The organism is Butyrivibrio sp. MC2021 (assembly GCF_000621605.1).
In the GTDB taxonomy this organism is placed as follows: Bacteria; Bacillota; Clostridia; order Lachnospirales; family Lachnospiraceae; genus Butyrivibrio.
On the sequence record NZ_JHXX01000004.1, the window covers coordinates 86,080 to 99,013 of the forward strand.

Here is a 12,934-nt window from a genome sequence, read left to right on the forward strand (position 1 = left end):
CTAAAGTGCCTGAAGAAAAATATTACTTTGTTATATCAAAATTCTCTTTTGCTGTACCTGTAAAGCTGCCCTTCCCCTTGATGAGAACTGTAGGTGCCTTCTTGGCATTCTTGCCGGCAACCTTCTTGTTGTTCTTGTAAGAGATAGTGTAATCAACACCCTTTACAAGCTCCATTGTCTTTCCATCCAGGCCCTTGAAAGTTACTACAGTTCCCGGAATAGCACCCTTTGAAGAATACTTGGCAGGATTAACTTTGATAGTAATTCGTCCGTCAGGATCTTCTCCGATGTTATAAGGAAGTACCTTGAAGGTCAGGGTCTTACTACCACAGTACTCGCCCTTACCAATAATGCGGACTTTGTGGATTCCAACAGTGGTGTAGTCGCTCTCAACAAGCTCAACAGTGTAGTCCTTGTTATATACAAGAACTGCCTTCTTGTTAAATACAAAAGCCTTATTCCTAAATAAGGTCTTAACATCAGTATTGGGACCGATATCACCAAAGTCAAACTGAAGGGCCTTGCCGCTATCATTGCCAAGCTTGAAGTTTGCTGCGGTCACATACTGTTTTGAAGCGATGACCTTAACGGTTACCTTGGTTGAAAGCTCAGCAACCTTGAAGTTACCGTCTTCTAAGGCCTTAACGGAGATGTAGTACTCTTGTCCTGCCTCGTTAAGTACTGTCTTGGCAGGGTCTTCAACTACTGATTTGCTCTTATCTCTGTAGATCAGCTCGTAGTCCTTGCCGGCCTTCAGTGTCTTGCCCTTATAGCTTACCTTGGGCTTGATGCTTCCAAGCTTCTTTTTGCCTGCTGTCACAGGAATAACTGTCTCTGAATCAATGCTTGCCCCTGAGAAATCAGCCTGCTTGATTGTGAAGTTAAAGGATCTCTTGGTCTTGGAGATCTTGCTGGTGCTGATGGTTACTGTAGGAACGCCGGTTGCTGCCAGGTTGGCGTTAACATTTCCCTTGTAGCTGATCTTGTAATCCTTTTTCCTGATAAGCTTGTAATTGTTGTAGTAAACATCGATCCTGTCGTCAAAGGTGATCTTGTCTCCCGTGAAGGTAGCGCTGTATTTCAGGACGTCAGTATCATAATCTGCAATTACCTGCTTATTTACTACATACCAGAAATCATAAGGAATCTCGTCGGGGTTACCGAAGTATTTCTGCAGATCAGGGTCTGTTACATCTCCCCATCCGTCGGCATCATCTGTGTCGGTTCCTCTGGGCTCTACGGTTACATCATAGGAATAGTCACGGTAGGACTCTTCACCAAAATTGGCCTCAATTCTGAGGATGTAGTTAACTTTCTTGTCCTTACTTACAGGATTCTCATAAAAATATGTATCAGTAAAGGAGAGTGATACATCGCTGCCGTTGTCCTTATTGGTTGCAGTATAGATCAGTTCCTGATCACCGGTTGCTCTATAGAGCTTATAGCCTTTAGCTCTGGGGCTCTTTTTCCAACTAACCGTTACCTTACCAAGGGACTGCTCCAGCTCCACATTGGGGATAACCTCATAGGCAAGGTCTCCTGAAATGCCGTCTATAGTCAGGCCTACGGAAACATCTCCCACATCTATGAATTTAACGAGACCGTTCTGATCTATGGTAGCCACGGTTGTATCGGAGCTGAACCATTTTTTGGATATGGGCACATAGTCGTAAGGACTTGTGATGTAAAAGAGCTGAGCCCATCCTGCGCCTCTGTCACTCTCATGAACTGTGACTCTCTGGAGCTTCTCCCTTGTGGGAAGCTTGAGGTAGAAGAATCCGCCGAACTGGTTCTTGTTAATGATAGCATAGAAACCGTAAAATACTGTTTCTCCGGCATATTCATCTTTGTTCTTGTAAAAATCGTCTGTATATGTGTAGGTGCTCTGACCGTTGCTGGTGATCTTGGCGATCTGCTGCTGTTCATACTCAACGGATCTGATGAGGATATATTCAGTAGCTCTGTTTACCGCATTCCATTGGAAGTGAACAGTGCCGTCGCCGTCTACGGTGTATTTTACATAATCATCCGGAAGGTTTTTTCTGAGATATAACTCTCCGGTCTTTCCGTCTACAGTGGCCTTGATGTATGTGTAGCCGTAATTCTTAAAGGTAACAATTCCGGAATTGTCTACTGTAGCGGTAGTTGTATCAGTACTGCTCCACTTAATGGCTGACTTTGGAACATAGTCAGAGGGGGTATAGGAAACCTGGACCTGTACTCTGCCGTCTGACAGCTCTTTTTTGGTAAGTTTAACCTCTTTAAGTGTAGGGTCCGGATCCGGCTCGGGCTCCGGTGTAGGTGACGGATCATCTCCGCCGGAGGATACGTTATTGGTGTAGGCCTTGATCTTGAAATTGCTATCAAGGGCCTGCCAGCTGCTTCCTGTGTAATAATAGCTTTCTCCCGAATTGGCAGTTACCTTATAGCCTGAACCTGAACAAGATTTATCAAAGGCAAGACCATCGCTTGTAAGAGAAACAACAACCGCAAATTTGGTTCCTGCGGTGAGGTTTACAGCTTTTTTCAGCGGAACTGTAATGTATCCGGCATAGGGAATGGTTCCGGAGGTGGTAGCCTCGGAAACAAGGGTTCCGGTACCCGGGGTGCTCTTTACATTCTTGTAAATCTGAACAGTATAGCTGGTATTGAAGGCCAGAGACATGAATGAAACAGCTTTTAATGTCTCCCCTTTGCTTCCGCCTGACGCATGGGCAGTGAACACATTTGCGCCCTTGATACCTGATCTGATTGCACTCAGGTTATCGGACATATATCCGTCATACTGGTAGTTGTTATCATAGTTCTTATTGGTATTAGCCTTTACAGCATAAACATATGGATGAATTGAAGGCTCGTAATATGACATCCAGAAGTATCCGGTATAATCAAGGTTGGAAGTGCTTCCTTTGGTTGTCCAGCTGTTTCTTATAAGGAATGCGCCGTTTCCCGGAGCTGTTGTTGCAAAATCATATTTTGAAAAATTATCATCCCAACCAACAATAACAACTGCATGATTGGTATCGATTTTGCTGGGATTGTAATAACTGCAATATTTCTGGCTGTAAATCTTGTCATTTACAACACCCTGCATACTGTTAACGGCACCAAAGGAGATTCCGACAGCACCGTATTCTTTGACCATCTTTTTGATAGCATCAAGATATGACACATTCTTGGTGCTTCTGAAGGTATCAAAATCGATATTGCTCATGTATAAGCTCTCAACATGGGCCACATCATCATAGGCAAGAGAAGTGCTAAGTCCTGACTTCAGTGCAGTCTTGGCATTGCTGTAAGGAACCTTGGACTCGCTGGCAGCTCCTGTCCACTTCTGATAGGTGTCAAAGGCTGTAATATAGCTTCCGCCTTTGTCCAGGAGATCACTGCTTCTGTTGGAAATATAGTCGCCCTCTGTTCCCTTCAGAGGGTCAACAACTGAATTGTATGCGAAATACGCAAGATGGAGCTCGGACAGATCAGGATTCTTGATTATCCCGGTCTTCATAAGGTTGATCTCCATAAGTGAATTGGATGCGAAGGCCCAGCAGGTTCCGTAAGGATACTGGTCTCTGAGGGCAGGCAGATTCTGGTTTATATACTTGCTCTCATAGGTTGCTTCAAACTCCGCTTCATCATGTTCATTTCCCTCGATAAGAGTGAAATTGGTGTCGGAAAGATCAAGACCTGTAGGAAATATAGTATCTTCTACTGTCTCAGATACCTCTGAAGGATCCTCGGCAGGAGCCTCTTCAGACTCTTCCGGATCAGGAATCTCAAGCTCAATGTCGATCTCTTCCTGAGCATCTTCAGAATCTTCGGCATCTTCGATAAATAATTCTGTCTCTTCGGAAGCATCCTCACTGCCGTCGCCGGCATCAAGGAATTCATCCTCAGACATCTCGAGAACAATTTCTTCCCCACGACTGTTCTCGGCGAAGCTCTCACCTTCGGTGGCAAGAGCCGTCATGGAACCTGATACCATCATGATTCCACTTAGAAACAAAGCCAACAATCTTTTTTTCATATCATACTTCTCCCTAATTTTTACTAGCTTCGAAATTTTAACACATTTTTATGGAGAATTATAGTAATAAAATTGTGAAATGAGCGTGAACTTTTCGCCGATTTAGGGGTTGAAAATAGCCAGGTATTTCAATGCTTTGAAACACCTGGCTCTATGATTATCTTACGGGTCTTGGAACGATCTTGAAGGTAACTACCTTCATGCCTCCGAAGCCCTTTTCGGGATTGCCCCAGAGGATTACACTGGCGGTTCCCTTGGAACTATTTTTTGTGTAGGTAAAATCCATTATATCGAAGGAGTCTTTATCAAAGCCCTCCTTGTTCTTGGCTGTGAAGGTGATGTCATCCTTGGAAATGGTGACCGCATCTCCGGTGTAAACCTGATCTGCCACCTTGAAGGTAATATCCTTACCGATATGCTTTTTGCTGTCATAAACGCCGTAGTCAGCATGGATCAACGTACCGCTGTAGGCATTTATTCCGGTGACGGTGGCCATGATCTTGGCTCCCGGTGCCGGGGCTTCGCTGTCAGTGATCTCAATGCCTGTATCCGCCCCTGTGTCCGGATCGCAGCGGGTATACTTTATGTTCTTGTCATAGTCCTTGCCGGCCACCAGCTTCTTACCGCTTATGTCGTAGATGTTCACCGGTGATTTCCACTTGCCGGGCTTGGGATTATATACCACGTCATCCGCATATACCAGCACCCCGATCCTGGCCTGGATTTTTGCTGCCACAATGGAGAAGAAGGCTTTCTTTTTGCCCGAATAATTTCCTTTTCCCGTGATGGTCACTGTGGGAGCCTTCTTGTCATCTCCCGAATATGTAAATAACTGATCGTTACCGGTCACCTTATAGGTGTAGTCGATGCCCTCTGTGAGTTCATTTTCTCCCAGGGTTACCGTAAACTCCGGTATAACTCCGCCCTTTACATAGGGCTCAACGCCCTTGTCACCGCCTTTTTTGAAGGAAACAACAGCTTTCTCAAGGCTGGCGGCGGTGATGGTATAGGTCTTCTTGGAAAAGCCGCTGTATTTTCCAAGACCTGATACCATAACAATGGCTTTGCCCTTGGCAATATTGTTTAGATAAGTAAGCTCATAGTCGGTGCCCTCTGTCAGCACACTACCTGCGCCTTTGGATGCCCTTACGGTTACTGCTGGCTTATGAGCTGTTCCGTCATAGGTAAAAGAGCTCTGGGAAAGGGTGATGTCTGCTTTGCTGAGGCTTATGCCTGTTATCTTGTAGGAGAGGGTCTTACTTCCTGTGAAGCCGCCGATTCCTGTTACTGTGACAAAAGCGGTTCCTATCTCAAGGTTGTCCCGGTGAATGAGCTTGTAGTCCCTACCTTCTGTAAGGATGATCTTGCCGCTCTTAACCACAACCTCCGGGATTATCTCTTTGCCTGTGTACTCATAGCTCTTACCCACAGTGACCTTGCACTTGGATATAGGTGACAGGTCGTTTCTTGCTATGGTCTGAACAAGGCTTATGGTGCCTGCAAAATTCCCTCCCTCTATGGCCTTGATGACCACGGTGTTCTGTCCGGCCTTTAAGTAGTCACCGGACTCAGAGTCGGGATATGCATATTCGAAATCTTTGCCTGCCTTAAGGGCTTTTTTGCCAAACTTTACAACAGGGGCCGCATGCTGGATCTTGCCGTTGGCTGTGAGGTAAAGTCCTGCGTTGTCCACAGTCACATCGCTGTCAGAAAGGCTCTTTGGAAGGATTCTGAAGGATGCTGTGGTGGTGCCTGAGAAATTGCCCTTTCCCTTGACGGTAACTGTGGGAGCAAGGCTCTCAGTAAAGCCCTTGTCTCCTGCTGATAAGGCGTAGGCCAGTTTGTTGTTCTTGTATTTTATCGTATAGTCTTTTCCCTGGGTAAGGAGCTTGTCTCCAAGGAAAACCCGGACTGCGGGCTTAACTGCCTTGCCGGTGTAGGTCAGGTCTTCTATGGGAAGAATGGTGAACTCTCCTGCCACGGCCTCCTTGTAGCCCGCGTAGAGGATGAAGTCATCTCCCATTACGGATCTTGTAAGCAATGTGCTCTCTGAAACCTTGTTGCCGGTGCAGTCCTTGCCGGTGTACCAGCCAAGGAAAACATGGCCCTCGTAGGAAGGCTCAGGAAGTTTTCCGATGGTCAGTCCGTATATTCCGAAAATGGAATCAGGGTCAGTGTCAAGTTTTGTGCCTCCCTGATAATCCAGTTTTATGTCGGCGGAAAGAATTGTTATCTGCCTGTCAGCGGTAAAGCCGTCCACTTCAACGCTTATCTTGGTGGTTCCGACCTTTTTTCCGGTGACGGTGACAGAGTCTCCGGAGGAAGAAAGCTGCAGGGAAACCGCTTCAGGATCCTCGGCATTCCAGCTGTAGCCGCCCTTAACATCGCTCTTTTTCGGGGATACAACTGCATTAAAAGTTGTGCTCTCTCCAAGGTAGATCTCCTGGTCCTCAGGGATTACAGTAACACCTGTTATTGGTGTAAAGGTGGTAACTCTGCAGGTTGCGGTCTTGGACATGCACTTGGCTGTGACGGTGGCAACGCCGGATCCGACAGCTGTTATCCTGGCGGTGTTAAGGCCTGTGGCTTCAACCTTTACCACGGTCTCGTCGGAGCTGGTCCAGGTGACGGTCTTGTCATCGCAGGTCTTCTCCGGGTTGTAGGTGACGGTGAGGATGTCGGAATCGCCGTTATTAAGGTTGGCAGTGGACTTATCCAGGGTGATGGATTTGATGACTGCGGTGTGATCCCAGTCTGCCACCAGGTAGTACATGAAGGTATCCCAGACGTAGTTGGCGAATGTCTCTGTTATGAACTCGCCGGCGTAGCTATTGGCAAACTGTACTACGTTGTACTCATCCACCATTACAACAAAGGGAGAATAATAACCACCGTAATATTTAAAGGCCTCGGTGGAATCCTGGTTAAAGGATGCAAATCTTATGGATGAGCCGAAATTATTGGCCTTTATATATTTCTTTACCGCGTCTGCATCACTGTTTACATCAATGGCGTAGACCTCGATCTTTTTATTCTTAAGGACCTTGTGCTTCTCCAGAGATTTCAGCATCTGGGCGGGATATTTGGAGGTATTGCTTTCACCGTAGTGGTAAAAGAGCATGATCTTGGGAATTCCGCTATCAACATCCACGGTGGAGAGCATGGGTTCTCCGTCAATGGAGTTAAAGGAATATTCTTTATTCTCCTTTTCAAGGCCGGCTGTGGTCATGCCCCAGTTGTACAGTGAAATGGGGTGCTTTTTCTGGAAAGCGGCGGTATTGTACTCCTTATCCCTGGGGTGATCCAGGAATTCTATGTCGTTCTCAAGGAATCTCTCCCAGGTGGTGTCGTTGTTGTACCAAGGTCTTTCGGGGTCTGTGCCGTTCCTGACCTTTACGATATTCCAGGCGTGGTTGATCTTCATGCCCACAATGTATTTGGAAGCCACACCGGCTTCTCTTGTAAGGCGCAGGAAAGCTGTGGAATAGCCCTGACATACGCATTTTCCCCTGACCAGAGCAGCATAGGTGCCGTGACAGCCGTAGGTGTTGTCATCGGTGTAGGTAATGGTTTTCCTCAGGTAGTCATCGATCCTTTTTACCTTCTCATAATCGGAAAGAGAGGAGTTTGTGAGGTCAAGGTCCTTTTTGATATCAGCAACCTTGCTGTTTACCTGCTTCTCCTCATTTGCGGGATTGCTGTAGGAAGCGTACATGAAGGTGATGGTGATGTTCCAGGTAGAGCCGTAGCCTTTTCCCGATGCATTGTAACCGATGAGGTTACCCTTGATGTAGTCGCCGCCGGTGGGGTCTGTCTCATTTGAGTCCACCAGAGCTTGCTGCACAAGGCCTTTGGGATTAAAACTGGAATCGGTGTAGGAGTATGAGGTCTCCCTTCTTTTCATAGCTTCCTTGACGTCAGAGGCGGAGGCAGTGAACTCCGCACCATCATTATCGGCGGCTTCCTGTGCAGCCTCCGTGAGCTCGTACTCATTTTCAAAGAAGTACCGAACATCATCCTCTGTATAGGTGCCTTCGTAGCCGGGAGCCACATAGAATTCAAGGGCTTCCTTGGCAGGGTCCTCAGGATTCTCCTCTTCGATAAGGATTTCCTCTTCGGTGGTGCTATCTTCCCCGGGTTCCTGGGATTCCTCATCCCGGATCAGGATCTCTTCGGTTTCTTCAGCGGGTTCCTCATCATAGTCCTCAAGGACCGCCTCGGATGCCTCGACGGAAGCTTCCTCTGTGGCTTCAGTCAGCTCCATGGCCTTTGAAGTTGTGGGAAACATTGTGACTGCTGTGAGAATGGCAAGACCTGCAGACAGCAATCTTTTGGAATAAGACTTTCGCATACTCTTCTCCTCATAATGTTTGATTTATATTTTTAGACTGCAATTTATCTGAACTTAAGGTAGGGCACAATTTCTCCTGCGGCAAAGCCGGCTTCGTAGTCAGCCTTTGAGGTGGCTGTCCTGGCACTGTTGATGCCGATGCGGACAAAGGCGCAGCCGGAGGGTATCTCCACGGTTCTTTCCGTGAAACCGTTCCACTCGTTGACCTTGGATAAAAGGTTTCCGGCGCTGTCAAAAAGATAGATATAGTGAATGGCCTGGGTGCCCATGGAGCCGCTTCTGGATAGCTGTACATAGAAGTCCGATGCTCCCTGGGGAACGGGGATGTTGCCGGAGCCGTCGGTGGAAAGAAGTATGGTTCCCCAGTGTTTGTCCTCCTTTATGGCCCCTGTTTTCTGGTCAATGGTCTTGTAAAGGAAATTTGCAGCGTTAAAAACTATCTCGGTGCCGCTGGAGGTGTAGGCCCGGGGATGTGTAATGGCATCCACCATATCCCGGTTGCAGGTAAGGGCCTTTCTGTCCACAATGGCATAGTTGCTGCCGTTGTCCCAGTATATGCACTTAAGGCCGTGGGCCGTGGCTCTGGCGATATAGTTGGAGGCATGGACGCCTCTGAACTGGGCCGGAGAATACTTGGTATTGCTGCCCCACTCTCCGATGACGATGCCGGTTCCGATCTTTTTGGAAAAATTCTCAAGGCCGGAAAAGATATTTTCGATGGCCTGGTCATACTGCTGGGAATAACAGTGCACTGTCACCAGGAGTCTGTCGCTGACGCTGTCCCTGGGAAGGACGAAGCTGGTCAGGAAGTCACCGCTGTTTTTATCAAGAAGGGTGGGAACCATCAGGACTCTGTCGGCGTTATTGCCACCGGTGCTCCTTACGGTGTCCACAAAGATCTGGTTCATCTCATTGACCTGCTCTGCGGCTTTTTTGCCGTACTGCCAGGACTTGGCGATGTTGTCCACTTCGTTGTAGCTCTCGAAAATGAGTCTGTAATCGGAGCCTGCAAAATAGGTGGCGATCTCACGCCAGAGGGCTGCCGAATCGGCTTTTACCTGATTGAATTCGCTGTCGGATACTCCCGCACGGATGATTGAGCCGTCGTGATGGGTGTCCAGGAAGACGTAGAGATTGTCAGCGAGGCAATAGTCCACCACCTCTTTTACCCTGGCAAGCCACTCCTGTCTCACATGGAGGGTGCCGTTTTCGTCCCTGTAGCTGTGGTTATACCAGGTCACAGGAACTCTTATGGTATTAAAGCCAAGGGATGCCACGTAGTCGATGAGCTGCTGGGTGACCCTGGGCTGTCCCCAGATGGTCTCCTGGCTGAGGTTGGGCTCTCCTGCCTTGACGGACTTGGCGTGGTGGGCGTCAAGAGAATTGCCCAGGTTCCAGCCTACTCCGATGGCGGCGTGGATCTCACGGGCTGTGGGCCCGGCGGCTTTGGTTTCAATGGGATTGGTTATGAATAAGCTTGCGACAATTATGGATATCGCAAGTAATACAGACATTAGTTTACGCATAGATCTCCCCCCGAAGTGCGAACTGTAACACTTATATCATATCACTAATGCGTATATTATTGCACCGTTTGGTAGAGAATTATCGTATAGTTTGAATGGTATCCTGAGAAATAAAAAATGTATTAAAAGATATTTTTTGTATTATTTTATATTGAAGTATATTTATAATATCGTACAATAATATTAGTGATACCCACAATATCACTAAAGATGACTATCAAAAGTCAATCTTTCACAACACATACGAAGCCGGATGACTGTCCCGTCATCCGGCTTCATTCTTTTGTTTTATATTTTTATGTATGATTTTAGGCTCTTCATTGCACAGGCCAAGTGGTAAGAGCCATGAGTACTGCTCCTTGACCCCAAGGATAATTTCCATATGTCTGGTAGTGGACTCCGAAATCATCACAAGAACTTAATGCTGCTGTAACGATTCCCTTGGGTGAGTTCTCAAGCATTGAGTGCTGCGCTTTGAGGATGGCTTCCCGGACGGGAGTTTCGTCCTCGAAGATGCCGGCATTGAGGCCCTGCTCCAGGGCGTAGGTGATCATTCCGGTGGCGGACATATCGATGTGTCCCTCCACAGCCTGGAGCTGCCAGCTAAAGCCGCCGTCCTCCCTCTGATATTCGATGGCCTTAAAAGCCAGCTCCCTGTACCAGTTAAGGAGCTCTCCCCGAAGGCCTATCTTCTCACTGAGATACACCACCGTCTCAGAAAGCCCCAGCATCAGCCAGCCATAGGCTCTGCCCCAGCCAAGAAGACCTTTCTTCTCGCTTCTGTAGGCATCCTTGCCGAAGTCATTGGCCCTTTCCTCTAAGAGCTCGTAGCCGTGGTAATTAAGGCCTGACTTTTTGTCCATGCCGTAGAGCTTGAAGCAGCGAACCTGCTTCACAGCCCTATCAAGATACTCCGTATCTCCCACAAACAATGATGAATAGGCGGCATAGAACATGCTCACCTGTCCGATTCCGTCCGCAAAGATATTGGTGCTTCTCTCTCCGTTGTAGATTATGGCCCCTTCAGAATCCCTGGGAGCCTTTTCAAGATAAGCTGAGATACGATCCGCAGCCTTTTTATACTTCTCCTCCCCGGTGAGCTTATAGAGCCTTACAAAGGCCACTCCCGCCAGGGCGTCGTCCACAAAATCAAGCTTTCCCTGATACTTTTCCATCCACAGCTGAGTGTGGGCGTTCAGGGCATGAAGGATAGCATCCCTCACCTGGATATATTTCTTATCCTCCTCGGATGCATCCTCAGCTGCTGCCTTCTTCTCGCACCAGGCCGCTGCCTCCGAAAGGCCCAGCATCAACATTCCCGCAGGCCAGAACAGCGGGTCCTTGGTCCTTACGGATCTGCCCAGGGCCTTTTTAACCACATCCTTGGCAGCCTGCTTCGGAGACACCACCATGATGTCCCCCAGCTCCCTTGCGGATTCATGTATTATCTTTTTGATTCTGTCATCTCTTGTCATAACTATGCCTCTAAACTATCACTTTCCGGCAAATCTCTGCTTTATCTTGCCCCAGAGATACTGAAATTCCGGACTTCTTCCGTACAGGATAAAATAGCTGCCGTTAAACACCACTGTAATTATCATGGCCATAAGAATAACGGTTCCGATATTCAATGTAGCCAGCACCTTCTCGCTGATCAGCATGCAAATTCCAAGAACCACCACCATACTGCAGAGGTACTCCAGAGTCTCAATAAAGTACCTTCCTGCACTCTTGTCAAAGCAGGCTTTATAAATAATGATGGGCTTGGTGATATTGGCAATAAGTCCTGAAACCACGGTTCCGATATATACGCCGGTGATTCCAAGGGGAGTCTGCACCAGTGTGATAGAGATCACCAGATTGACAAAGCCCTGGAAAAGAGCCAGATACTTGTCCTGCTCAAATACTCCCGCCGCTGTCTTGTAATTACTGAGGACAATTCTGTCCCCCTTAAAATAATAATCCGTCAAAAAGCAGTAAACCGCCGCCGGGGCCAGTATCCAGTTATCTCCAAGCCACACTCTGATAAGAGGTGTCAGGAGCACCATAAAGCCCACTGCGGAAAAACCGTATACCCAGGAGGCAAAGAAGCGGTAGACCTTGAACATCTCATACTGCTTCTCCCGGGACTCCGTGGCGATAAGATTGCCAAAGCCTGAGATAACCGAGTTAAAAATGATATTAACAAAATTGGAAACCGTGCTGACGATCATGTTGTAGTTGTCCACAACTCCCGCCATGGCCACCTCGATAAAGGATGAGATGATAAGAGCGTCGGTCTGAAGTCTTGCCACATCTCCCACCTTGTGGAAAACCAGGGCCTTGGTCTTACTCCATACGGTGTCGCTCTCCTCTTTTGACAGAGGCTGAATGTCCTTTTCCTTAAGGTAAGGATAGAGCTTGTCCAGATACCCGGATACAAAGATCTTCTGTATGAGCTGAAGGACCGCGTCCGTTATCAGGAAAAGATAGAAGTTTCCTGTGGTCAGCACCACGATTATCTGGCAGAACACCACAGCGATCTTGGTTATGGTGTTGATATTGGTCTGAATGTAATTCTTTTGCTCAGCATTGATAAGACTGTACTTGTAGGCCACAAAATAGCTGCTGACGGTATTAAACAAAAAGATCAGATAGTACAGGATCATGTCCTGCTTGGTGATGTTTCCGGGCTTTTTTACCAGATATTCCAAAAAGGGAATAAGGGCGATTCCGATGCCCGCCACCACCATGGCAATTATGTGGTAGGCCTTCCTGTAGAGCTGCATGTAGGACTTGATCTTTTCCCGCTCCCCCCGGGCCACGGGGCCGTAGAGGCTGAAGTTCAAGGCCGTGCCGATACCCAGCTCCGCCATGTTCAGAATGGACAGAACGTTGGTGTAAAGGCTGTTGATTCCCAGCAGCTGCTCGCTGAGGCGCATGATAAAAATGGTACGCAAAATAAACGACATAAGCGCCGTTGCTATCTGGCCCACGTAGCCAAAGGCTATATTTCTTGCTGCCTGTTTGGTTCTTCCCATTTATCTTAAC

5 protein-coding genes are annotated in these 12,934 nt (G+C 47.7%); all 5 read right to left on the reverse strand.

Annotated features, from left to right (window positions below):
* Positions 1 to 22 precede the first annotated feature (22 nt).
* A complete protein-coding gene (locus T359_RS0109905) occupies positions 23 to 4,027 on the reverse strand; it encodes a lectin like domain-containing protein (protein ID WP_035784197.1) in 4,005 nt (1,334 codons plus the stop codon).
* 157 nt (positions 4,028 to 4,184) lie between these two features.
* Complete coding sequence (locus tag T359_RS0109910; RefSeq protein WP_026517341.1) at positions 4,185 to 8,378, reverse strand: transglutaminase domain-containing protein; 4,194 nt, start codon at positions 8,376 to 8,378, stop codon at positions 4,185 to 4,187.
* A gap of 44 nt (positions 8,379 to 8,422) precedes the next feature.
* On the reverse strand, positions 8,423 to 9,904 hold the full coding sequence (locus T359_RS0109915) for a glycoside hydrolase family 5 protein (protein ID WP_081795538.1): 1,482 nt from the start codon (positions 9,902 to 9,904) through the stop codon (positions 8,423 to 8,425).
* A 317-nt stretch (positions 9,905 to 10,221) separates the two neighbouring features.
* The gene (locus T359_RS0109920; protein ID WP_026517343.1) at positions 10,222 to 11,379 is read right to left on the reverse strand and encodes a glycoside hydrolase family 88 protein; all 1,158 of its coding nucleotides are present in this window, start codon (positions 11,377 to 11,379) and stop codon (positions 10,222 to 10,224) included.
* A gap of 18 nt (positions 11,380 to 11,397) precedes the next feature.
* Positions 11,398 to 12,924, reverse strand: a complete 1,527-nt coding sequence (locus T359_RS0109925; RefSeq protein WP_026517344.1) for a lipopolysaccharide biosynthesis protein — start codon at positions 12,922 to 12,924, stop codon at positions 11,398 to 11,400.
* Positions 12,925 to 12,934: the final 10 nt, after the last annotated feature.

Bases quoted from the DNA above. Each gene is read 5' to 3' on its own strand.
- T359_RS0109915 (WP_081795538.1), bottom strand. From the start codon at position 9,904: ATGCGTAAACTAATGTCTGTATTACTTGCGATATCCATAATTGTCGCA.
- T359_RS0109925 (WP_026517344.1), bottom strand. From the start codon at position 12,924: ATGGGAAGAACCAAACAGGCAGCAAGAAATATAGCCTTTGGCTACGTG.
- T359_RS0109920 (WP_026517343.1), bottom strand. From the start codon at position 11,379: ATGACAAGAGATGACAGAATCAAAAAGATAATACATGAATCCGCAAGG.
- T359_RS0109910 (WP_026517341.1), bottom strand. From the start codon at position 8,378: ATGCGAAAGTCTTATTCCAAAAGATTGCTGTCTGCAGGTCTTGCCATT.
- T359_RS0109905 (WP_035784197.1), bottom strand. From the start codon at position 4,027: ATGAAAAAAAGATTGTTGGCTTTGTTTCTAAGTGGAATCATGATGGTA.